The sequence below is a fragment of the Methylorubrum pseudosasae genome, from assembly GCF_029504475.1.
GTDB lineage: Bacteria > Pseudomonadota > Alphaproteobacteria > Rhizobiales > Beijerinckiaceae > Methylobacterium > Methylobacterium extorquens.
Window position 1 is genome coordinate 643911 of record NZ_JAQGDU010000002.1, and the last position, 22398, is coordinate 666308.

Below are 22398 nucleotides of genomic sequence, written 5' to 3' on the forward strand. Positions count from 1 at the left end.
GGTTCGTCAGCGGATGACGTTCAGCAGATCGGAGATCATCGTCTGCGCCGTCGACATCACCCGGGTGTTGGCAGAGTAGGCCTGTTGGGTAACGATCATCTTCGAAAATTCCGCGGCAATGTCCGTATTCGACTGCTCGACATTCGCCCCGACGACGGTCGAATCCTTCAGCCCGACGATCGGCTCGCCCGAGGCGACGGTCTGCTGGTAATTGCCCAGCGAATCCGGCTTCAGCCCGTCGGGATTGACGAACTGCGCCACCTCGACCCGGGCCAGCCCGATCACCGAGCCGTTGGAATACTTGCCACTGATGATGCCGTTCTCGCCGACTTCGACGGAGTTCAGCGTGCCGGAGGCGTAGCCGTTCTGCTTGAGATCGTTGGTCGTCACGGTGCCGGAGGCGGCGGCGTACTGCGTGAGGCCCCCGCTGAGATCGAGAGTGACCTCGCCGACATTGACGCCGTCGACGGTCAGATTGCTGATCGGAACCGTCTTCCCGGTCGGGGCGGTCATCTGCCCGCTGGGACTGAAGGTGAAGGCCTGGCCGATATTGGTCCAGCTCGCCTGGTTGCCGTTGACGCTGGTCTTGTCGGCGGTGAAGAGGTTCCAGGTGTCGCTCGTGCCGGCCGCGGTGTCGGCGGCGGCCACCTTCGCCCACCGGCTCTGAACGCTCACGGGGGCGCCGGAGGCGGTGTAGACGGTCAGGGCCGGGCCGGCGATGCTGTTGTCGATGAAGCTTTGCGCATTGGTCTGGGAGACGCTGCCGGTGGTGGCGCCGTTGGCCGGCGTCACCCGCGCGTCGGTCCCGTCGCTGAAGGCGGAGAGCAGGCCCTGCGTCGAGGCGGCGTTGGTGGTGGCGGGGGATTTGGGCAGGTTGGCCGAGTAGGTGATCGTCGTCGTCGGCTTGGCCGGGATGACCGCGTTCGAGATCTTGATCGGCCCCGTTCCGTTGGTCTGACCGGTGACCGGGTCGAGGCTCGCGCCGACGAGGTAGGCACCCGCGGTGTTGACGAGGTAACCGTCCTTGTCCGGGGCGAAATCGCCACGGCGGGTATAGAGGTTTCCGGCGGTGAAGCCTTCGCCGCCGCCGGCATCGGTGGTCTTCTTGCGCACGGCGAAGAAGCCCTGGCCGTCGATCGCCATATTGGTGGAGACGCCGGTCGAGACCTTGTTGCCCTGGATCGAGTTGGTGAGCTCCGAGAAGGCGCCGACCGAACCCGCGGTCTGGCTCTTCGCGTCGCCGTCGACGAGCATGTCGACGAAGCTGGTGTCGATGCGCTTGTAGCCGGTCGTCTGCGAGTTCGCGATGTTGCCCGAGATGTTGCTCAACGAGAAGGACTGCGCCTTCAGGCCCGAAACCGCGGTCTGAAGCGCGGAAAAGACGTCCATGGCGTTCGCTCGCTCCAAAAGACCGCAAGAAGCGGCGGATCTGAAGATCGAGAGCGCAACGCGCGTGCCAAAGCTAAGTTATTGATATCATTAGAATGGGCTTGCCGCGGCTCGGCAGTTTCGGACGGGTGGGTACGGACCGTTCGGCAGATTCTGCCGGGTCCAGCCGTGTTTACGGCCCGTTATCGCCATGCCCGCTAATGTAGCTGCGAGTTGTCGCGTCGGACGGGATTCATGAAGAACAAGAGGACGAGCCTCGTCCACCTGATCTACTTCTCACGCCTGACCATCTCGAACGAGCCGGCTCTGCGCGCGAAGCAGATCGGCGACATCACCCGTCAGGCTCAGAAGAAGAACGAGTTCGCCGTGATCACGAGCTTTCTGATCATCGACCAGAATTTCGCGATCCAGGTCGTCGAGGGCGAACGCCAGTCGGTCAACGAGACCTTCCAGCGGATTGCCGCCGATTCGCGCCACCGCGACGTGCAGATCGTCGAGTGGCGCGAAATCGCCAAGCGGGAGTTCGTCAGCTCCTTCACCACCGTGAGCCGCACGGCGGCCAACGAGCCGCATTTCGCCAAATCCGGCCTTCTGCCGATGCTGCAACGGGGCACGCCCAAGAGCAGCGCGATCCACGGCCTGGCCGTCACGCTCCAAGCCGAATCGATGGCCAAGCAGGGCATCGACCATCTGTTCGTTTGAGTGGGTGGGCTGCCTCCAGCCCGCCTTTCAGAGATCCCGTTGAGACGCGACCCCGGACGCCATGAGCGACACGCTTCCCATCCTCATCGTCGATGACCAGCCTAAGCTTCTGCGGCTGATCATCGAGCTGATGACCCGCCTCGGTTTCCCGGACGTCGAGGGCGTGTCGGACGGAGCCGAGGCGCTCATCCGGATGCGGGAGCGCCGCTACGCCCTCGTCATCTCCGATCTCGCCATGGAGCCGATGGACGGGCTTCAGCTCCTGCGCGAGATCCGGGCCGACGACAGCCTGATGAACACGCCCTTCATCCTTACCGAGACCTCGTTCGACTTCGAGGACATCAACCACGCCCACGTCGCGGGCGCCGACGCCTTCATCCTCAAGCCGTTCGACATCAACCTCCTGAAGACGAAGCTGAAGCAGGTGCTCAACCGCAAGCCGCGCCGTCGCGAGGCGCCGCTGCCCGCCGAATCGACGCTGAGCCAGGAATTCCCGCTGCTCGGCAAGTTCTGATCGTCGAGTTCTGACCGGCGGCGTTTTCGCCTGTTCGGTAGTCCATCAAGGATGCCGCGCCGCGCCGTCCGGCGTTACGCATTTCCAACGACGTCTTCGCTGTGCCCTTGCCGCGAGCCAAAAGCCGTCCACGCCCGTCGGTCCATGCGAGCGCGATACGCCGAGTGGCACGCCGGATCCTTCGCAGAGCACTCGGTCTGATCGCCGTTTCCGAAGAAAACCGACCTATGGTTGGCGCTTCGTGAGGCACTCTTAACCGGATCCGGGCATTTTGCCGGGAACGAAGAAGGGGGTGGACGACCGATGCAGGCGCAGGCCGAAGGTCAGGAAGTCGCCGGTCGGCGGACGAGTCTGGGAAGCGGGGAGGGCGGCCGAGAGACGGTTGGCAGGCACTTGCTGCGGACAGGCTCGGGACTCTGCCTGACCGTTGCCGGCTTTGCTGCCATCGCGCTGATAGCCTCGCTCTCCGCCGAGCCGACCCTGAGGCTCACAGTCGTCGGGGGCGCGGCCATCCTCGCCCTCGTTCTCGTCTGCCTGATCCTGCGCTGGCTCGCCCGCAGCCTCACCCGCGCGATGCAGGCCGCCGAAGGCATCGCCCTGGCGACCGCTCCCGCCGTCGCGCTCCGGCCTCTCCCGGCATGCGCCTCCGGCAAGACCCGACTTCCGGACGGGCGCCGCCTGCTCGCCGACCGCCCTCGGCTCGGTGACGGGGCCGACCCGGCCATCCTCACCGACATTGCGGCCCTGAAGCTTCGCGAGGACGCGTTGAGCGATCGCATCGCCCGTTTGAACGCGGCGCTCGATACCCTCTCCCTCGGCTTTCTACTCTACGATCGCGATCACCGGCTGCTGGTGGTCAACCGCCGCTACCACGAGATCTACCGGCTGCCTCCGGGGGCCGTGACCCCCGGCATGTCGGCGCTGGAAGTGCTGCGCAGCAATGTCGGGACCGGTGATCAGCCGGACCGGAGCGAGGACGAGTGCATTGCCGAGATCGGCGTGATGATGGGGGCCGATGCCGTTCCGACCCAGATCCAGCATCTCGCCGACGGACGCGTCGTCGCCGTCGAGATCCAGCCGATTGCCGGCGGCGGCTTCGTGGCGATCTACGAGGAAGCGACCGAACGCTGGAACGCCGAGAACCGCATCGCCCACATGGCCCGGCACGATGCCGTCACCGACCTGCCCAACCGCGTGCTGCTGCGCGAGCGGATCGAGGGGGCGATCACCCGGGCACGGCGCGAGACCGGTTTCGCCGTGCTCTGCCTCGACCTCGACAACTTCAAGCAGGTCAACGACACCCTCGGCCACGCTGTCGGCGACGAGTTGCTGCGGTCGGTGGCGCACCGCCTCAGGGCCTGCCTGCGCGAGGTCGACACCGTCGCCCGTCTCGGCGGCGACGAGTTCGCGATCATCCAGGCAAGCGTCGCGACGCCGGCCGATGCCGCCACCCTGGCGCAACGCATCCTCGACGTGGTCAATGCTCCCTACGCGCTGACCCATCACTCCGTCATCGTCGGCGTCAGCATCGGCATCGCGCTCGCGCCCGGAGACGGGCTGGAACCCGAGCGGCTGATGCAATGCGCCGACGTCGCCCTCTACCGCGCCAAGGACGACGGGCGCGGTGTGTTCCGGTTCTTCGAGGCGCAGATGGATGCGCGCCTCCAGGCCCGGCGCGCCCTCGAACTCGACCTGCGCGCCGCCTTCGAGGCGGAAGCGTTCGACCTGCATTATCAGCCGATCTACGACCTCGCCGAGGAGCGCATCAGCGGCTTCGAGGCGCTGCTGCGCTGGACCCACCCCACCCGCGGGCGCGTCTCACCGGCCGAGTTCGTGCCGCTCGCCGAGGAGATCGGCCTCATCGTGCCCCTGGGCGAGTGGGTGCTCCGCCGCGCCTGTCGTGAAGCCTCGAACTGGCCGGACAGCCTCAAGGTCGCGGTCAACGTCTCGGCGGCGCAGTTCACCTCGATCGCGCTGATCGGAACGGTACAGGCGGCGCTCGCCGAGAGCGGCCTCTCCGCCCGCCGCCTCGAACTGGAGATCACCGAGAGCGTGCTGCTGGTGAACGGCAGCGCCACGGTGGCGATCCTGCACGGGCTGCGGGACCTCGGCGCCCGGATCGCCATGGACGATTTCGGCACCGGCTATTCCAGTTTGAGCTACCTGCGCAGCTTCCCCTTCGACAAGATGAAGGTGGATCAGTCCTTCACCCGCGACCTGACGGTGGAGCAGGGCTCCGGTTTCATCGTGCGGGCGGTGGTCAGCCTCGCTTCCAGCCTCGGGATGACGACGACCGCGGAAGGCGTCGAGACACCGGAGCAACTCGCTTGGCTGCGCGAGGAGGGCTGCGACGAGGTGCAAGGCTACCTGTTCAGCCCACCGGTGCCGGCGAGCGAACTCCCGGCCCTGCTCGATATCTGGAACGGCCGGAAACGCCGCGCCGCGTGAAGCCCTGATCCGATCGCGCTTGCCGTCGATCGCCGGAAATCAGGCCGCTTCGGAAGCCGGCGCACGGTCCCGAGATACCTTGGCCACCGCCTCACGCAGGGTGGCGAGGCCCGCCTCTGGGCCCATCCCGGCGGTGGCGAGATGCCGGCGAAAGGCCCGCGCTCCGGGCCGCCCGTTGAACAGGCCAAGCATGTGCCGGGTATAGGCATGAAGCCGCAGGCCGCGTTCGAGCCCTGCCGCGACGATGGGCTCGAAGGCCTCGACCGCGGCGAAGGCATCGGCGACGGGCGCCGGTTCGCCGAACAGCTCGGCATCGACATCGAGCAGCAGCGCCGGCTCGGTGTAGGCGGCCCGGCCGATCATCACGCCATCGACCTCGCCGAGCCTCGCCTTGGCGGCAGCGATGTCGGCGATCCCGCCATTGACCGCGATCGGCAGATCCGGATGCGCCCGCTTCAGCCGAGCGACGCGGCCGTAATCGAGCGGCGGCACGTCCCGGTTCTCGCGCGGCGAGAGACCTTTAAGCCAGGCCTTGCGGGCATGCACGACGAGTCCGTCGACCCCCGCCGCGACCACGGCGTCGGCCACGGCGTCCAGGGCTTCCTCGATATCCTGATCATCGACGCCGAGGCGGCACTTCACGGTCACCGGCACCGGGACGGCCGCCTTCATGGCCGCCACGCAGGCGCCCACGAGGCCCGGCTCGCGCATCAGGCAGGCACCGAAGCGTCCATCCTGCACCCGGTCTGAAGGGCAGCCGACATTGAGGTTGATCTCGGCATAGCCGAAATCGGCGGCGATCCGCGCCGCCGCCGCGAGGTCGTCCGGGTTGGAGCCGCCGAGCTGCACCGCCAACGGCTGCTCGTAGGCGTCGAAACCGAGCAGCCGCTCCCGGTCCCCGTGCAGCACGGCCCCGGTCGTCACCATCTCGGTATAGAGCCGCGCCCGGCGCGACAGGGTTCGGTGGAACGCGCGGCACTGCCGGTCGGTCCAATCCATCATCGGTGCGACGCTGAAGCGCCACCCGCTGAGTTCGTTCAGTTTTTCAGCCGGGGTCGACACGTGCGCCCTGTTCCGTTTCGATGCTGGTCCGCTTCGAGCCATCCGCGAGGATCGTCGCTTGGGCGGCTCGATCGAAGGCGTACGAGCCTCGGCCTGAACCGCCGGCGATCGGCCGCCGAAAAGCCGATGCGGCCAGCGTTCGATCTGGTTGATTCCGCAGGCTGCAAGCCATTGTTCAGGACGATGTACGCAATGCGCGCCCGGATACCACGCATCGGCCAGCCTCAAAAGCGAAGAGCACCGCCGTCGCGAGATCCGAGCGTTCGGCGGGAGGCGGGCGCACCGGTCGAAGCGGCATCCGCATCTTGCGCGTCAAACCAAACACCGAGAGACGCCGACCTGACGCCATCGGTTCGGACACGGCTCTCGGCTTTCACGCACCTTTCGAGAATGGCTGACGCAGGGTGCTGTCGGCTGCCATCACGGCATCCACCGCACGTTCGGCGAGCGCGCGGGCGAGATCATGGGGCAGTCGGCCGCTGCTGGGCAATTGTCTGCTGGTGACGTCATACTGCGCGATGACGGCGGCCACGGCCCTGATCCGATCTTCGCGGCTTGCTTGCGCCTGTTGCACGTCATCTCTCCTGGTGCGGCATCGATCCGAACGGGATTCCGCCTGTGCAACGCCGACGAGAGTGCCTCACGAAACTCTCGGTCACCGAGCGTTTTCCCCTTGCCGCGACGAAGGGGCGTTTCATGAGAGACACCAAGCTAAGGCGCATCGCGCACTGTCCGCTTCTTCGATACCGGAACGGGCTTTTTCTGTCGTCGTGATCGCCGGAGATCTGCACAAGTTGCGGGCTGATTGCGTGTGTCTGCGGCGTCCTTGCGCGGTCCGTGCACACAAGCCGTGCAGGTTCGATCCGGGGCGTGATGACAGAATGCCTATCCCGCAAGCGGCTACGATTTCTGCGCCGGCTGCTGATCGCCGAGCCTGAGAAAGCTTGCTGCGAAGGCTTCCGCGCCCTCCCTGGTCAAGCCGGTGACAACGAGGCCCTGTGCGGTGACCGCCCAGAGTCCGTCGCCGTTCTGGAGGACGCTGATTTCCGCCACGGCTCTCTCCCGGAATTCAACTTTCCGGTTAACCCTCGCGCGCCGCAACGCGTTCCGGGGGGGCGCGGCGGGGCATGCCCACGCCGCGCACGCGATCTTCCTAGCGCCGCTCAGTGTTCGTGGCGGTGGCTATGGCCGTGCTCATGGCTGTGGTCATGGCTGTGATCGTGCCCGCAGCCTGCGTGGGCGTGGCTGTGCCCGTGATCATGGTCATGATGGGCGTGGTCACGGTGAGCCTTGGCTTCATGGCCATGAGCGTCATGCGTATGGGCTTCGTGGCCGTGATGATGATGGTCGTGGCCGCACTGGCTGTGATCGTGCGCAGCCTTTTCCGGCTTGAACGGGCGGTTCACCGGCTCGGCCGAGCAGCCGGCGCCGCGGATCAGCTCGGCGGCGCTGGCCGGCACATAGAGAACCTCCGCGCCGACCTCCGCGGGGACATGCTCACCGCCGAGCTGCCAGGCGAGCCGCAGCAGCCGGGCCGGATTGCCGGCGCGGACTTCCAGAAGCGCTTCTTCGGCGGCACGCACGGCCACGAGGCGCCCGTCCTCGAGCTTCAGCGCATCGCCGTCCTCAAGGCCCGCGGCACGATCCAGGTGGAGATCGACGGACAAGCCGCCCGCCGTGGTCAGGTGCGCATGCGCCTGACCCCGGGCGGCGTGGTCGAGGGTCACCGTGTCGACGACGAGATCGGGCCGAACGGCGGCCTTGCGGACGATCAGGCTGGCTTTGGGCATGGTGATCCTCGGATAGGGGCCCGTCGGCAGCGAGCCGAAACCGGGCGATTTTGCAACAGGCGCGCCTTCAGATGGCAGGCGCAGGGCGAAAAGTCATGCGCCGATGCAACCTGCCCCAATCTTGGCCGTTTCATGTGCCGTCGATGGCGGCCGGTGACAAACCAAGGCCAAAACGGTGCCCCGCGCCGGCAAATGGCCCGATCGCCGATGCACAAGGGAGTTCGGACCACCATGAAGAGACTCATTGCCGCCGCCCTCGCGGGCAGCCTCGCGCTCTCGCTCGGTGCCTGCAACACGCCTCAGGATCGGGCGCTGGGCGGTGCCGCCCTCGGTGCGGGCCTCGGCGCGGCGGTCGGCGGCCTCGCCACCGGTCGTGCGGGCGGTGCGCTGGCCGGTGCCGCGATCGGCGGCGCGGGTGGTGCCATTGCCGGTGCCGCGACGGCGCCGCGCTGCCCCTACGGCACGTTCCGCGACGAGTACGGCAACGTCTACTGCCGCTGATCGCGAAGCGGTTCATGGGGGAGGGCCGGAGCGGCAAGCTCCGGCCCTTTTCTTTTGCGGTCGATTAAAGCACCGGGCTTGCGCTGCGGTACGCTTTGCGGCGTTAAGCCGTGACGACCGCTCCCTCTGAATGTCTTCGGAACCGCCCTTGTCCCCCCTGGATCCCTCACGCTTCCGCTCTCCCGTTGCGGGCGGCGCCCGATGAGCACCGGCCTGTGGGGCAAGATCGGCGGGGCCGGGATCGGCGTGCTGGTTGGCGGGCCGATCGGGGCGCTGGTCGGATCGGTCGCCGGCCACTTTCTCGTCGATCGCGAGGGCGCGCCCTTCGGCCCGACGCCCCGGGACGTCCTGTTCACGACGGGGCTCGTGGCGCTCGCGGCCAAGATGGCGAAGTCCGACGGCGTGGTGACGGAGTCCGAGGTCCAGGCCTTCGGGCGGGTGGTGCAGGTCGAGCCCGAAGCGCGCGCGGGTGTCCAGCGCCTGTTCGACCTCGCCAAGGCGACGACCGACGGCTTCGAGGCCTATGCCGGGCAGCTCGCCGCGACCTTCGGCGAGGAGCCGGCTCTGCTCGAGGACGTGCTCGACGGCCTGTTCCACATCGCCACCGCCGACGGGGCGATCCACGAGGGCGAAGAGCGCTACCTGCGCTCCGTTGCCGGGATCTTCGGTCTCGACGAGGCGGCCTTCCGCCGGATCGCCGCCCGGCATGTGCGGCTCGCCGACGACCCCTACCTCGTGCTCGGCCTCGAACGCTCCGCCGACCCCGCCGACCTCAAGGCGCAGTACCGGCGGCTCGTGGCCGAGAACCATCCCGACCGGGCGCTGGCCCGCGGATTGCCGCCGGAGGCGGTGGCGATCGCGACGCACCGGCTCGCGGCCATCAACGCCGCCTGGGACCGGATCGCGGCCGAGCGGGGACTAACGTGAGTTTTTCCCCGGACAGCTCCCTGGCTGAGGCTGTCGTCGCCTCGCCGAACCGCGGCGCGCGGGTCGGGGACAGCCTCGATATGCTGATCCTGCACTACACCGGCATGCCGACGGCGCAGGGTGCGCTGGAGCGCCTGTGCGACCCATCCGCCGAGGTCTCGGCCCATTACTTCGTGTTCGAGGACGGACGCGTCGTGCAGATGGTGCCGGAGGCCGACCGGGCCTGGCACGCGGGCGCCGGAGCCTGGGCGGGCGTGCGCGACATCAACTCCCGCTCCATCGGCATCGAGATCGCCCATCCCGGCCATGCCGGCGGGCTCCCGCCCTATCCGGAGGTGCAGATCGCCGCGGTGATCGCGCTGGCCCGCGACATCGTCCTCCGCCGCGCGATCCCCGGCCCCCGTGTGCTCGCCCATTCCGACGTGGCGCCCGCACGCAAGGAGGATCCGGGCGAAGACTTTCCCTGGGAGCGGCTGGCGCGTGAGGGCGTCGGGCACTGGGTGCCGCCGGCGCCCGTGCGGGATGGCCGCTTCTTCGCCATGGGCGACACCGGCCAGCCAGTCGAGGCCCTGCAGGCGATGTTGGCGCTCTACGGCTACGAGCAGCCGGTCACCGGCCACTTCGACGCGGCGATGCGCGCGGTCGTCACCGCCTTCCAGCGCCACTTCCGGCCGGCTCGCATCGACGGCGTCGCGGATTCCTCCACGATCACGACCCTGCGCGATCTGATCGCCTCCCGGCCGGTCTAACTGCGGCCGGGCCGAAGAATTCGGAAAGAAACCCGGTCGCCCGGCGTTCCGTTGCCACCCTCATCGGCACGGGGGCGCGTCGGACCCGTTTCCCTTCATGTTCGTGTTCCACTGGATCGTCGGCGTCTTGGTCGGCGCGGTTCTGCTCGCTGCCCTGGCGCGGCGCCTGCGCGCGCCCTATCCCGCCTTCCTGGCCCTGGGTGGTGTCGGGCTCGCCTTCGTGCCCGGCGTGCCGAGCCTCACGCTCGATCCGGAGCTGGCGCTCGCCCTGTTCCTCGCGCCCGTTCTGATGGATGCCGGCTACAGCACGTCGCTGCGCGACCTCGTGCGCAATGCCCGCCCCATCGCCGGGCTCGCCGTCGGCGCGGTGGCGGCCACGACCGCGGCGGTCGCGGCGGTCGCTTTGTGGCTCGTGCCGGACATGCCGCTCGCTGCCGCCATCGTGCTCGGGGCGATCGTCGCTCCGCCGGACGCCGTGGCGGCGCTGTCGGTGCTCAACCACGTCTCCCTGCCGCACCGCCTCGCCACGATCCTGCGCGGCGAGAGCCTTCTGAACGATGCCGCCTCGCTGCTGATCTACCGGCTCGGCGTGGCGGCGGCGATGACCGGCCATCTCGCCTTTGCCGAGGTGGCGCCAGCCTTCCTGATCGGTGTCGTCGGCAGCCTCGTGGCGGGGCCGCTCGCCGCGCTCGTCTACCTGCGGATCCTGCGCCGCGTCGATGAGCCGGCGAGCGTCATCGTGCTGCAATTCGCGGCTGCCTTCGGCCTCTGGATCGCCGCCGAGGCGATGGAACTGTCCGGGGTGCTCACCGTGGTCAGCTTCGCCATCACCGTCGCCCGCTACGCCCCCGGCCAGACCTCGCCGCGCCCGCGGGTGATCTCGAACGCGGTCTGGGAAACGGCGATCTTCGTGCTCAACGTCCTCGCCTTCGTGCTGATCGGCGAGCAGATCGGGCCGATCCTGGCGCGGATGACGCCCGAGCAGGAATTCGCCTATGCCTCCGTCGGCGGAGCCGTGGTCGTCACCGTGATCCTCGTTCGCATTGCCTGGGTTTTGCCGGCGAGCGCCATCCGCCGTGTCGGCTTCGGCATAGCCTCCGATCAGCCGGACGATCTTGGCCCGGCCCGCGATCTCGGTCTCGGCGCCGGCTTTGCCGTCTCGTGGTCGGGGATGCGCGGCCTCGTCACCATCGCCACGGCCTTGGCCCTGCCCGAGGGCGGGCCTGAGGGCGGCGCGTTTCCCTATCGCGACCTGATCGTGCTCACCGCCTTCTGCGTGGTGATCGGTACGTTGGTGCTCCAGGGCTTGAGCCTGCGCCCGATCCTCGGATGGCTCGGGCTGGAGGATAGCGATCCTGTCGGCCGCGAGGTCGGCCGGGCGCGGGCCGAGGCCTACGGCGCCGCGGTCGAGGCCCTCAAGAACGACCGCTCGGAGGCGGCGGACGCCCTGCGCCGGGAGTTCCATGCCGCGCTGGCCCAGGCCGAAGCGCATGAGGAGGGACTCGCTCCGGAAGGGCTGCCGACCGACGAGCCCCGCCGCCGCGCGATCCACGCCGCCCGCGACCGCCTCCTGACCCTGCGCCGGAACGGCCGGATCGGCGACGATGCTTATCTCGTGCTGGAAGAAGAACTCGATTGGGCCGAACTCAATGCGACGCCGCGCGGCGAGGCCTGATGTGCTTCCAGAAGGCTAATGTTTCGAGCGAATTCACTTTTAAATTGCAGAAAATGAATTCATATTCTGATCTTTGGCTTAGGATTTAGAGCAATCACTTAGATTGGCCTTCGATTTGCCGAAAAGCCTCGTTTTATCGCGATTGCAGATGCTGCGCGGTCGAGTGGATACAATCTTGATGCGAGCTTCCTATCGGTGGGTCATTTCATGAGATTTGTTTCCGGTATTGCCGTCCAGGTCATGGTCCGCAATCTGTTGCAAGAAATTGTGTATCTCTCCTGGAAGCATTCAGAAATCCTGGGCGAATAAAGGTCCGATGCGGTAAAGCTCGCGGGCCCGAGGCGGCGACGACGGGGACGGCCGTCAGAAGCGCGCCGGGAAAACCTTTTGCCCCCGTGACACGTAATGGCCTGCGCCACGCGGCGTGCCCGCGATCCCTCATGTCTTCGCGCTGCCATCCGCTTCCGCGGACGCGGCGGGAACAGGTCCGATGCCGAGATCGATGTTCGAACCGTCAGCCTCAAGCCCGACTGCAAAGCCGCCTGCGTCGCCCGCAGCGGAGCCTAACCGCGTTCCCGGTCATGGCTTCGGGATGGGATCAAGCCGCGCCTGTCTCGCGGGCCAGGGTGTCGTCCGCCTGCTGGATCGCCCGTGCTGATGGTCGCGAGCGTCGCTTGTCTTGTCGCGGGTGTCGGGCTGGCGGCTCAGGCGCACCGCTTCGGCGCGCGCGCGGCGCTGGCCGAAACCTTGTCCGGCCTCCTGCTGATCCTCGGCCTCGGCCTGATCGGGCTCGGGCTCCCGGTGTTTCGATAGGAGCTGATCGAGGCGGGGAAGGGCTGATCGTCCGAGACGACCCCGTCTCAGGCGGCGGTCAGGCGCCGAGGCTGCGGCGGGCGGCGAGCCGTACCTCGATCGCGTCCCAGACCGAGACGGCGAGATCGGGGCCGCCGAGCCGCTTGATGGTGCGGATGCCCGTGGGGGAGGTGACGTTGATCTCGGTGAGATGACCGTCGATCACGTCGATGCCGACCAGGATCAGACCGCGGCGTCTCAACTCCGGCCCGATGGTGGCGCAGATCTCGCGCTCACGCTCGGTCAGATCGGAGGCGCCGGCCGCGCCGCCGCGGACCATGTTGGAGCGGATGTCGCCCTTGGCCGGCACGCGGTTGATCGCGCCCATCGGCTCGCCGTCGACGAGGATGATGCGCTTGTCGCCCTCGGTGATCTTTTCCAGGAAGCGCTGCACCACCCATTGCTCGCGGAAGGTGGCGGTGAACAGGTCGAACATCGAGCCGAAGTTCGGATCCTCCTCCGTGACCCGGAAACACCGCCGCGCCGCCATGACCGTGCAGCGGCTTCATCGCCACCGTGCCGTGCTCCTTGCGGAACGCCTCGATCTCGGCGCGGTCGCGGGAGATCAGGGTCGGCGGCATCAATTCGGGGAAGTCGAGGACGAACAGCTTCTCCGGCGCGTTCCGGACCTCGGCCGGATCGTTGACCACCAGGGTGCGCCCGGCGATCTTCTCCAGCATGTGGGTGGCCGTGACATAGGCCATGTCGAAGGGCGGATCCTGGCGCATCAGCACCACGTCGACTTCGGCGAGGTCGATGCGCTCCGGAGCCCCGAGGGTCGCGTGCGCGCCCTCGACATCCTGCACCGTCACGGGCTGGGCGTAGGCCGTGACCAGCCGGCCCTGCATCGAGAGCCGGTCCGGCGTGTAGGTGTAGAGGCTGTGACCCCGCGCCTGTGCTTCCAGCATCAGGCCGAAGGTGGTGTCGCCCGCGATGCGGATCGACTGGATCGGGTCCATCTGAACCGCGACGGTCAACGCCATGCTCGTCCCCGAATTGCTACGCGTTCCGCCGAAACAGCGGGCGAAACAGCGGGCTCTCGGCGAGCCCGCTCCGTTCCGATCGATCCTCTGAGGGGACCGGAGCCCGAGGTGCTCTCACATCATGCCCGCTGCAGCGCCGCAGCCGGTGGGGCGATGCTCAGCGCCCGGGCGTTGTGTGAGGCACTCCGGGAGCCCCCCTTCAGGACCGTATCCGACCTGATGGCATCAGGCCGGCGTCTCTCAGTCATTGTTGTAGCGCGCATTCTTCCGACGAAGCGGTGGCCGCTTCGTCGGAACGCGCTCTAGCGCTGGCCGCGGGACTGCGAGCCGCCCCCGCTGCGCCGGTCGTAATCGCTGATGGCGGACTTGCACTCCGGCGAGAGGCGGGAGCGGTTGCGGGTCATGCAGGCATCGGCATCCTGGCTGTTCGGATCGACGCCGGCGCAGAGCCGGAAATAGTCGTTGGCGCAGCCGAGTTGCAGCCCCTGGTCCTCGCGCTGGGCCTGAGCTGGGCTTGCCGCCACCAGAGCCAGCAGAGCGAGAGGCGCCAGTCTCAGGGCCGCGGATACTCCGCGCGCCAGGCTGCCGAATCGTGTGAAGTCCGGACGCATCCTGCCTTGTCCTTCGCTCGATCAAAGTTGGGTTGGGTCCGCATATCGGGCATCCCCCCTCGTTAGCAAGCGCAGCACGCCTCCGTTGCACCCGCTCTCTCGGGCCCGTCCGGGCCTCCGGTGTGACCTGAGAAAACCCGCCCGACAAAGAAACGGCCCCGCAGCGCGATCGCGCGGGGCCGAAGTCAAGGGAGGAAACGCCCGCCATGGGCAAACGAGACTTCGCAAGGACCGTGCCGTCCGCGAAACAGGTCGCGCCGAGGGCACGTATCGCCACGGGGGCACGCGGAACGCGGCGTGCGTTGAAACACTCCGTTAACCACGTCGTGCTGAGCTTGGCCTGAGATCGCCCGGCCGGGGCGGGCCCGTCCCGCTCACGACGAGCACTCGCCCCATGCTGCCCGCCCGCTCCGGGAGGCCGCAGGGCGGGAGCCGGCCGCCACACACATCGACGGGACAGGCCCATGACGCCTTCAACGACCGCCCCCTCCAAGACGCCTTCCTCAGCGTCCCCTCTCGCTCCCGCGGCGAAGCCGGGCCACGGCGAGGGCGGCGCGACCGGCTCCGTCGTGCCCTTCGCCCCCGCGACGACCCGCCGCTTCCGCCGCGAGGCGGACGATGCGCCGCGTGGTCAGATCCTGCTGTTCATGGGCGTGCGCTACGAGAGGATGCCGGAGGCGGAGGCTCTGCCGGTTCCGCGCCGCCGCCGCTCGTGACGCGCGCCGGTTCTCGATTCGCCGGCCTGCTTTTGGCCCTGCTGCTGGGCGCTTGCGCACAGGAGGGTGACTTTGGCCGTCCGGCCCCGAGCGCCTGGAACAGCCTGATCGAGACCACGGGGACAGTGGCCGCCTACGAACGCGGCACGCCGGCTTCGGCCTTTCCGCTGACCGACGACGAGACGGTCCTGCGCGATCGGGCCTGGCGGTTCCTGATGCCCGCCGACGGCCACGCCGCCTTCTCGGACGCGCTCGCCAACCTGACCCGAGCCCGCGTGCTGCCGCCGCGTTGGCGGCGTGACGATATTCCCGCCTATCACAACGATTTGATCGCCGAGTCGTTTCGCTCTCCCTATTCCCGCTACCGCAGGTTGTCGGATGACGCCGTGGCCGACGGTCGGCTGATCCCGATCTTCGCCGCCGTCGCCGGGCGTGTCTTCGAGGCGGACGGGGTACGCCTGCGTGCCCTGCCGTTCTCGAAAAGCCTCGACGATCGGGATGTGCGGCAGGCCGCGATGCGCGTTGCCGAGAACCGTTGTCTCGTGGCGTGGGTGCGCCTGGAAACATCCCTGCGCATCGCCCGCTATCGCTACGCGCTCGAGCATTTCCTGATCGAGATGCCCGGCCGCGAGGCGGCGTCGGCCGAGCAGGCGCTCGCCTTCCTCGAAGGGCGGCGCGGGCTCCTCGACCCGCTGCTGCCGCCGGACGCCGCCGCCCGCTGCGGCCTCGTCGAGCTGCCGGTTCAAGCGGTCTTGGCCGCGCCGGTCGTGGCCAAATATTAGCGGCCGTGTATTAGCCCCGGTCCGGACACGGCAGGGGCAGGGCTGAAAGCGAATGGGACCGATGCGAACCATCGTCTATGCGGATGGCGGCTGCGACCCCAATCCCGGCCCCGGCGGCTGGGCGGCGGTGATCCAGGCCCCCACCGGGACGATCGAGCTGTACGGCGGCGAGCTCGCCACCACCAACAACCGCATGGAACTGACCGCTGCGATCCGCGCCCTGGAGCATTTTCCCGAGGGCGCCGCGATCGAGATGCGCTGCGACAGCCAGTACGTGGTCAAGTCCGTCACCGAGTGGATGCGCGGCTGGAAGGCGCGGGGCTGGCGCACCGCCACGGGGCCCGTGAAGAACATCGACCTGATGCAGCGCCTCGACGCGCTGGCCGCAGCCCGCGACGTGCGCTGGACCTGGGTGCGCGGCCATGCCGGCGAGGCCGGCAACGAGCGCGCCGACCGTCTCGCCACCCTCGGCCGGCGCGAGGCCCTGAGCGGCAAGACATCCGGTGAAGCGGCGCCCCCGCCGGCCGATGCCGCGCCAGCCCTGGCGCCGGCGCAGCCGGTGCAATCCAAGACGGTGCAGGTGGCGCTGAGCGCGGATCTGGCCAACGCCCTATCTCGGGCGGCGGGTCGTGCCGGGATCACCCCCCAGGCGTATCTCGAGGACGCGGTGCGGTTGGCGCTCGAACTCAAGCCGCCGGGCGTCGCCCGTGTTCGGGCCGAATTGCAGAAGGCGTCCTGATCGGGCGGAGGCGGGCGCGATGAACCTGGGGCATCGTCCCGAAAGGTGGACGCCGGCTTTCGGAGAAAGACGATGCAAAACAAAAGACGAGAGCGTCGCACTGGATCCGGTATCCAGGACGATGCTCTCGCCTTCTTCGACCGCCCCGCCGCGACCGTCGCTGCCGAACTGATCGGCCACGGGCTGTTCGTCGACGGCGTTGGCGGCCTCATCGTCGAGACCGAGGCCTACGATCGCACCGATCCGGCCTCGCACAGCTTCGCTGGGCCGACGCGGCGCAACGCCAGCATGTTCGGGCCGCCGGGCCGCGCCTACGTCTACCGCTCCTACGGCCTGCACTGGTGCCTCAACCTCGTCTGCGAGACCGGCAGCGCGGTGCTGCTGCGGGCGCTCGAACCGAATGCGGGTCTGGAGACGATGCGCACCCGCCGCGGGCTCGACGCGCCGCGCCTCCTCTGTGCCGGGCCGGGCCGGCTCGCCCAGGCACTCGGCATCGACCTGTCGCATGATGGCCTGCCGCTCGACCGGTTGCCCTTCGCCTGGGCAGCGCCGGAGCGGCCGATGCCGGTCGCGGCGACGACCCGCATTGGCATCAGCCGCGGGGTCGAGGCGCCCTGGCGCTTCCTGGTGCCTGGCTCACCCTATCTCAGCCGGGCGTTGCCGCGCACGAAACCCGGTGCCGCGGGGGAGGGGGCTTAGGTCTCGGCCAAGCCTGCGCTCGATTCGGAAGGCGCCCGCCCGTGCGGCGTGCCGAGATATTCCTCCGAGCGCATCTCGATCAGGCGGGAGGCGGTGCGCTCGAACTCGAAGGCCTCGCGGCCCTGCGCCGCGGTATAAAGTTCGGTCGGCTCCGCCGCGGCCGAGGCGACGAGCTTGACGTGCGCGTCGTAGAGCGTGTCGATCAGCGTGATGAAGCGCTTGGCCTCGTTGCGCTCCGCCTCGCCCATCACCGGAATGCCGGACACGATCAGAGTGTGGAAGCTGTCGGCGAGCGCCATGTAGTCGGAGGCGCCGAGCGGCTTGCGGCACAGGTCGTCGAAGCCGAACCGGGCGACGCCGCCGGCTTCCTCCGGCACCGGAACCGCGCGGCCCTTCACCTTCACCGTACTCGGCTGGCCCTTCGCGCGCCCTGAAAGCGCCTTGAAGGCGGCGTCGAGCGCGGCCTCGGCCGCCGCGTCGGCCGGCACATGGTAGACCGAACTGCCGCCGAGCTTCTCCAGGCGGAAATCGGTGCGGGAATCGAGGCGCAACACCTCGACCCGCTGCTGCAGCTCCGCCACGAAGGGCAGGAACAGAGCGCGGTTGAGGCCGCCCTCGTAGAGCCGGTCGGGCTCGACGTTCGAGGTCGCCACCACCGTCACGCCGCGCTTGAACAGGGCTCCGAACAGGCGCCCCAGGATCATCGCGTCGGCGATGTCGGTGACCGTGAACTCATCAAAGCAGAGCAGCGTCGCTTCCGCTGCCAGCGCCTCGGCCACCGGCGGGATCGGGTCGTCGCCCTTCACCTCGCCCCGTTTCAGGGCCTGGCGGTGGGCGTGGATGCGCTCGTGTGCGTCGGCGAGGAAGCCGTGGAAATGGACCCGACGCTTCGGGCCCGGCGCGACTTCGTGGAAGAGGTCCATCAGCATGGTCTTGCCGCGGCCGACCGAGCCCCAGATGTACAGCCCCTTGGGCGGCCCGACATCGTCATCCTTGCGGCCGAACAGCCAGCCCAGCGCGCTGCCCTTCTTCGCCCGGCGGCGGCGCTCCAGGTTCTGCACCAGCCGGTCGAGGGCCTGGACGAGGCGGATCTGCGACGAATCCCGCTCGATCGCGCCCGAGGCCACGAGGGCGTCGTAGCGTTCGCGGACCCGGCCGTGCGGCGCCGCGCCGGCGCGGGCATGGTCGGAGGGCGTATGGGTCTCGGGCATCCCGGCCGATCATTCACGTGAGGGAGCGGCTCTTCCGGCAAGTGAACCTGCGGAGGAGGCGGGCGGTGTGGCTCGTCCCGCTCTGCCGCGCGGCGGCGGCGCGATCAAGCCGGCGCTGGGCAACCCTGCAAACATCCGCCGCGATCCGAAGCGCAGTCTTTCTGCCAGGGTCGATCGTCCGCGACCATGCTCGGACCTCAACACGCCGGAGCCGCTCCCCATGACTTTACCGCGGGAAGCGGCTCCAGGCGCTCATTCGCCCATTCTCTCGTTCCGCACCACCATGCGGTTCGGCACAGCTGTGTCTTACTGAGTGATGCGAGCGACTCTCAGTGCCTGTTTGAACATTGCTCCGAGTGAAGCGGTGATATCATCCTGGGTATTGGCCGTGTAGAAAAATCCCGGCGATGCGCATTTCCGAAGAGGATCTGCGAGCGTCGGACTGAATTGATTGACGCGGCCATTCTCCCAAACAATATAGCTGTCATTGTTGTAATTTTTTACAATGTTGTAGGGTATGTACAGAACTGAGATGGTCGCACCGGCGTTTTTGAGATCCGTGCACTTCGACGGATCGATCTGAGCGGGTTGCGAGCCGTTCCAGTCGGCGTTGGGATAGCCTGCAAATTTCGAAGGATTTCCAGAAAATGTCTTCGTATCCTTCCACGCTGAGTACGACTGGCTGTTCTGCATGCCGTCGGTGATCAGAAACACGAACGGCCTCGAGTTCGTTGAGGCGGAGCCGTTGCCATAGGGCTTGATGGTCGACTTCATCTTCGGCAGGGCCGCCTCGAAATGAGTCCCACCGCTGCCGGTGCCGGTCTTCGGATCGTTGTTCGTGAAGAGTTGCGTGCTGCCCGTATCAAGCAGATTGGTGAAAGCGAGCGGCCAAACCTTGTCGCACTGAGCCGCCGTTCTCAGCGCGGCAAGAGACGTGGTGGTATCGGTGAGGGGTGCGAGTGTCGCCAATTGATTGATGAACGGGTAGATGCCGATTCGATACTGGTTCGGCACGACCGGCGTCGAGGCCCGTTTCAGAAGTTCGCAAACGGCGTTGTTCACCGCGTCGGACCGCAACTGGATTTTTCCCGCCGCCTTGGTCCAGCCGACACTGTCTGGGAAGTGGCACGCGAATTGGCAGTTTCCCTGCTTCTCCTTGCTTTGCATGGCGAGCGCTTCAGCGTCGGAATCTTTCGTCGGCAGACCCATCGAGCCCGATACGTCCACCATCAGGTAGAAATCGAGGTAGCTTGCGAGGTCTACCGAGGCGTTGACCCGGTTGGTCAGGGTCGTCGCCGAAAGCCCGAAGATTCTGCCGAACGTGCTTTGAACGGTGGCCGTATAGCTGACCGTCGCATCGAGGGTTTGTCCGGTTCGTACGATCTCGAGTTGAGCAAGAGAGACCGTTGCGAACGGGACTTTGCTGGCATTGGCGTTGAAGGCCTTGAGGGCCTGGGACTCGCCCGCCTTGATGCCGGACGCCGTCACGTCGCTCTGCTGCGCGTTGGCGGCGATGAACTCCTTGGCTGTCACGACGCCCGCGAGCGCGGCGGCGTCCGCCGCGTTGTCGAGCCGCGTCTTGCTGCTGATCGCCATGCCGTAATCGACGCCGAGGCCGACGAGGCCGATGGTCGGAAGCACGGCGAGCGCGAAGAGGACGTTGATGCTGCCCTCGGCGTTCGAGGCCAGTGCCGTCGCCCGGCCCTTGAGCCGGCCTGCGCGGGTCAATAGCCGGTGCATTTGGTCGCGATCCCGTCGTTGTTGGTTGTGTCGAAGTTCACCAGCGACGCGTAGCGCGGCTGCACATAGGCCGATCGCGCGATCCGCACGGCGGGGACGAAGCCCGACCCGAAAGTCGGCGTGAAGTCGAATGCCACATCGATCACCACCAGCGATCCGGGCCCGTAGGTGGATCGCGGCAGGGTGACCCGGCTCGGCGTTGCGTCGTCATCGGCCGGCAGTTGCGGCGTATCGCAAGGACGGTAATTGGCGCCGCCGGGCTGAGCGGTGCCGGTGGTCGTCCAGACCACGTTGGCATTGTAGCAGGGGCTCAGGTCGGTGCTGGTGTCGGAATTGTTCTGGCAGGCGGTGTTCTTCGCCTTGAACTGGATGCTGGCATAATTGATCGAGATGTTCTCCCACCACGACCGGCCCTGCCGCTTGGCATCCTTCATCACGTAGGGAAACAGCACGAGGGTGGCGTCGTAGCTGAAATGCAGGTCGGTGGCGTTGACCCGGGCGACGGTCGAGGTGTCCGGCGGCACCGATTGCGAGATCATCTGGCTGATCGAGTGCGCGACGAGTTCAACCTTGCGAGTCGCGTTGACGTAGGCGACCACTTGGGTGCCCGCGAACAGGATCAGCAGCAGCGTGGGCAGGATCAGGGCGAACTCGATCGCGGCCACCGCGCCCTCCGCGGCACGGAAGCGTTCCGCCTGCGCCCCGAGGCCGGCGCGGACGTGTCGGAGCGCCGCCAGCGCCCGGAGGGCGGGGGTGCTCTCCGGTGCCGCGCCGCGCCGCGCGGCGGGAAGGGGCGTGCGGGGGGAGCCGTCCGCCATCAGTACTGCTCGTTGCGAAAAGCCGCAGCCGAGACCGCGAGATAAGCCGGCTTGCCCTTGTAGGTCGCGCCGCCGCTCAACCAGTATGAAATCTGCGGAGGTAGGAATGTGATCGGGTAGATGACCTGCAGATACTGGTAGTCTCCCCGGCTTCCGAGATTGAATTGCCCTGACCCGGTGGCCAGATTGGCGACGGTCACGCCGCTCAGGTCGGAGGAGACGTAGGCGTAATACCCGCTGGGTTGGCCTGCCTTGGGCACGACGTAGAGATTGACGATGAGGTTGTCGCAAGAAAGCGTCGCGGGCAGGTATCCGCAGAGGGTTTGCTTGAAACCCTCCAGCGTTGCCGCACTCGATTGAGACTGAAGGCCCCCCGTCAGGATCTGGCGTGAGGCCCGTATCGTCGCGTTGTCCAGGGTCTGGTTGATATACCCGACCAGTGCGGACGCCATCACGAAAAGCAGTGTAAGGATAAACGCTGCTCCGACGAGGGCGAACTCGACGGCCACCGATCCTTCCTCGTTGCTGATGTAATTCGATTCTCGCCGCATGGATTCAGGGTATCCGTCAGCATTTAAATAAAAGGTAACAGGATATCAGAAATCCGGGCCTTTGCCGGCGAAGATCGATGCGATCCTTCCGTCACCTCTGGTTGCAGGCCTGGAACAAGCGGACAGACCAGCCATGCGGGCTCAAGCGGAGATTCAGCACTTTGCTGCATTGCGGTAAGCCCACCGCCGCGCCAAATTGGCTCTGTCCGTGCCGGAGAGGGAGGCCGCGCGGGCACATCGCCAATCCGGTGCGCCGCAAGAGTTCTTCACCTCCCCGATGTCCCTCTCAACTTTTTCCGACGATCGTCCCTCAGGCCGCCCCCTCGGCGCGATACGGGGCCGACCGAGTCTGCGCCGCCTCTGGCCGAGCGATGGGCCGGCGGTGCACGCCTTCTTCCTGCGCCTCGATCCGGAAACCCGCGCGAGTCGCTTCATGGCCGCGGTCGGTGACCGGGCGGCCGCGGCCTATGCGGCGCAGGCGATGGTCGCGCCCGGCCTGATCGTCGGCGTCTTCGTGGATGGCACCCTGCGGGCGATCGGCGAATTGCGCCCGTTTGGCCCAGGGCAAGCGGACGCCCGGCGGGCAGAGGCCGCACTGACGGTGGAGCGGGGGTTTCGGCGGGCCGGACTCGGGTTGAAACTGCTGCGGCGTCTGGTCGAGGCCGCCCGCAATCGCGGCCTCGTCGAGCTTCGCCTGCGCTGCCTACCCCACAACGTCGCGATGCGGCGGCTGGTCGCAGGACTCGGCGCAGAGCTGCGCCTCACTGAGGGCGAGAGCGAGGGAGCGATCCGTCTGGCGCAGCCGACGCCGCTCTCCTTGTGGCGGGAGGGGATCGAGGCGGCCCTCGATTTCAACCTTGCCGTGGTGACCCTGCCGCGATCCCGGTCGCTACCCTTGCCGTGTCTGCCGCCGTTTCTCGCGCGTGCAGCCTGAATCGC

The 22398-nt window shown here is 67.6% G+C and carries 23 protein-coding genes and 1 pseudogene; 13 read left to right on the plus strand and 11 right to left on the minus strand.

The window, feature by feature from the left end:
- Positions 1–6: 6 nt before the first annotated feature.
- Positions 7–1389: a flagellar hook protein FlgE gene (locus tag M2437_RS03820; RefSeq protein ID WP_056120342.1), complete on the minus strand. Its 1383-nt coding sequence runs from the start codon at positions 1387–1389 to the stop codon at positions 7–9.
- Between the two features lie 234 nt (positions 1390–1623).
- Between M2437_RS03820 and M2437_RS03825 the strand changes: the two genes are divergently transcribed.
- The 3 genes from M2437_RS03825 to M2437_RS03835 all read left to right on the plus strand — a co-directional run bounded on the left by M2437_RS03825 (position 1624) and on the right by M2437_RS03835 (position 5053).
- A complete protein-coding gene (locus M2437_RS03825; RefSeq protein ID WP_003603713.1) occupies positions 1624–2091 on the plus strand; it encodes a BLUF domain-containing protein in 468 nt (155 codons plus the stop codon).
- 61 nt (positions 2092–2152) lie between these two features.
- On the plus strand, positions 2153–2605 hold the full coding sequence (locus M2437_RS03830) for a response regulator (RefSeq protein WP_003603716.1): 453 nt from the start codon (positions 2153–2155) through the stop codon (positions 2603–2605).
- A 303-nt stretch (positions 2606–2908) separates the two neighbouring features.
- Positions 2909–5053 carry a putative bifunctional diguanylate cyclase/phosphodiesterase gene (locus M2437_RS03835; RefSeq protein WP_309247847.1) on the plus strand — a complete coding sequence of 715 codons (2145 nt, stop codon included), beginning with the start codon at positions 2909–2911 and terminating at the stop codon, positions 5051–5053.
- 39 nt (positions 5054–5092) lie between these two features.
- Here the strand turns inward: M2437_RS03835 and dusA are convergent, their stop codons facing one another.
- From dusA to M2437_RS03855, 4 genes are all read right to left on the minus strand, one after another.
- A complete protein-coding gene (gene dusA / locus M2437_RS03840) occupies positions 5093–6115 on the minus strand; it encodes a tRNA dihydrouridine(20/20a) synthase DusA (protein ID WP_253389413.1) in 1023 nt (340 codons plus the stop codon).
- 373 nt (positions 6116–6488) lie between these two features.
- A complete protein-coding gene (locus M2437_RS03845) occupies positions 6489–6689 on the minus strand; it encodes a hypothetical protein (protein WP_056501553.1) in 201 nt (66 codons plus the stop codon).
- A gap of 326 nt (positions 6690–7015) precedes the next feature.
- Entirely contained in the window at positions 7016–7168 is a 153-nt protein-coding gene (locus M2437_RS03850; protein WP_253389414.1) for a hypothetical protein, read from the minus strand.
- A 110-nt stretch (positions 7169–7278) separates the two neighbouring features.
- A complete protein-coding gene (locus M2437_RS03855; protein WP_253389415.1) occupies positions 7279–7905 on the minus strand; it encodes an urease accessory protein UreE in 627 nt (208 codons plus the stop codon).
- 231 nt (positions 7906–8136) lie between these two features.
- On the opposite strand from M2437_RS03855, the gene M2437_RS03860 reads away from it, so the two are divergent.
- The 5 genes from M2437_RS03860 to M2437_RS03880 all read left to right on the plus strand — a co-directional run bounded on the left by M2437_RS03860 (position 8137) and on the right by M2437_RS03880 (position 12570).
- A complete protein-coding gene (locus M2437_RS03860) occupies positions 8137–8406 on the plus strand; it encodes a YMGG-like glycine zipper-containing protein (RefSeq protein WP_012252649.1) in 270 nt (89 codons plus the stop codon).
- A 201-nt stretch (positions 8407–8607) separates the two neighbouring features.
- Complete coding sequence (locus M2437_RS03865; RefSeq protein WP_012252648.1) at positions 8608–9333, plus strand: TerB family tellurite resistance protein; 726 nt, start codon at positions 8608–8610, stop codon at positions 9331–9333.
- Entirely contained in the window at positions 9330–10082 is a 753-nt protein-coding gene (locus tag M2437_RS03870) for an N-acetylmuramoyl-L-alanine amidase (protein ID WP_253389416.1), read from the plus strand. The genes M2437_RS03865 and M2437_RS03870 overlap by 4 nt, the downstream gene beginning before the upstream one ends.
- A 97-nt stretch (positions 10083–10179) precedes the next feature.
- On the plus strand, positions 10180–11757 hold the full coding sequence (locus M2437_RS03875; protein ID WP_253389417.1) for a Na+/H+ antiporter: 1578 nt from the start codon (positions 10180–10182) through the stop codon (positions 11755–11757).
- Positions 11758–12408: 651 nt separating this feature from the next.
- A complete protein-coding gene (locus tag M2437_RS03880; protein WP_015821386.1) occupies positions 12409–12570 on the plus strand; it encodes a hypothetical protein in 162 nt (53 codons plus the stop codon).
- A 58-nt stretch (positions 12571–12628) separates the two neighbouring features.
- Here the strand turns inward: M2437_RS03880 and gshB are convergent.
- Positions 12629–13592 (minus strand): annotated as a pseudogene (gene gshB, locus M2437_RS03885) (glutathione synthase).
- A gap of 302 nt (positions 13593–13894) precedes the next feature.
- Entirely contained in the window at positions 13895–14203 is a 309-nt protein-coding gene (locus M2437_RS03890) for a hypothetical protein (RefSeq protein ID WP_003606302.1), read from the minus strand.
- 464 nt (positions 14204–14667) lie between these two features.
- Between M2437_RS03890 and M2437_RS03895 the strand changes: the two genes are divergently transcribed.
- The 4 genes from M2437_RS03895 (at position 14668) to M2437_RS03910 (ending at position 17139) form a co-directional block, all read left to right on the plus strand.
- A complete protein-coding gene (locus tag M2437_RS03895; protein ID WP_042508712.1) occupies positions 14668–14919 on the plus strand; it encodes a hypothetical protein in 252 nt (83 codons plus the stop codon).
- Entirely contained in the window at positions 14916–15701 is a 786-nt protein-coding gene (locus M2437_RS03900; RefSeq protein WP_253389419.1) for a hypothetical protein, read from the plus strand. Before M2437_RS03895 ends, M2437_RS03900 begins: the two co-directional genes overlap by 4 nt.
- A 61-nt stretch (positions 15702–15762) precedes the next feature.
- Complete coding sequence (gene rnhA / locus M2437_RS03905; RefSeq protein WP_253389420.1) at positions 15763–16440, plus strand: ribonuclease HI; 678 nt, start codon at positions 15763–15765, stop codon at positions 16438–16440.
- A 72-nt stretch (positions 16441–16512) separates the two neighbouring features.
- Positions 16513–17139: a DNA-3-methyladenine glycosylase gene (locus M2437_RS03910; RefSeq protein ID WP_253389421.1), complete on the plus strand. Its 627-nt coding sequence runs from the start codon at positions 16513–16515 to the stop codon at positions 17137–17139.
- Here M2437_RS03910 and zapE read toward each other — a convergent pair.
- The 4 genes from zapE to M2437_RS03930 all read right to left on the minus strand — a co-directional run bounded on the left by zapE (position 17136) and on the right by M2437_RS03930 (position 21459).
- Entirely contained in the window at positions 17136–18350 is a 1215-nt protein-coding gene (zapE, locus tag M2437_RS03915) for a cell division protein ZapE (RefSeq protein WP_253389422.1), read from the minus strand. The genes M2437_RS03910 and zapE overlap by 4 nt on opposite strands.
- 306 nt (positions 18351–18656) lie before the next feature.
- Positions 18657–20090, minus strand: coding sequence for a pilus assembly protein TadG-related protein (locus M2437_RS03920; RefSeq protein ID WP_253389423.1), 1434 nt, complete (start codon positions 20088–20090; stop codon positions 18657–18659).
- Positions 20075–20908, minus strand: a complete 834-nt coding sequence (locus tag M2437_RS03925) for a TadE/TadG family type IV pilus assembly protein (RefSeq protein WP_003604856.1) — start codon at positions 20906–20908, stop codon at positions 20075–20077. The genes M2437_RS03920 and M2437_RS03925 overlap by 16 nt, the downstream gene beginning before the upstream one ends.
- Positions 20908–21459 carry a TadE/TadG family type IV pilus assembly protein gene (locus M2437_RS03930; protein ID WP_041357431.1) on the minus strand — a complete coding sequence of 184 codons (552 nt, stop codon included), beginning with the start codon at positions 21457–21459 and terminating at the stop codon, positions 20908–20910. The genes M2437_RS03925 and M2437_RS03930 overlap by 1 nt, the downstream gene beginning before the upstream one ends.
- Before the next feature lie 277 nt (positions 21460–21736).
- Between M2437_RS03930 and M2437_RS03935 the strand changes: the two genes are divergently transcribed.
- Positions 21737–22393, plus strand: coding sequence for a GNAT family N-acetyltransferase (locus M2437_RS03935; protein ID WP_253389424.1), 657 nt, complete (start codon positions 21737–21739; stop codon positions 22391–22393).
- Positions 22394–22398 lie beyond the last annotated feature (5 nt).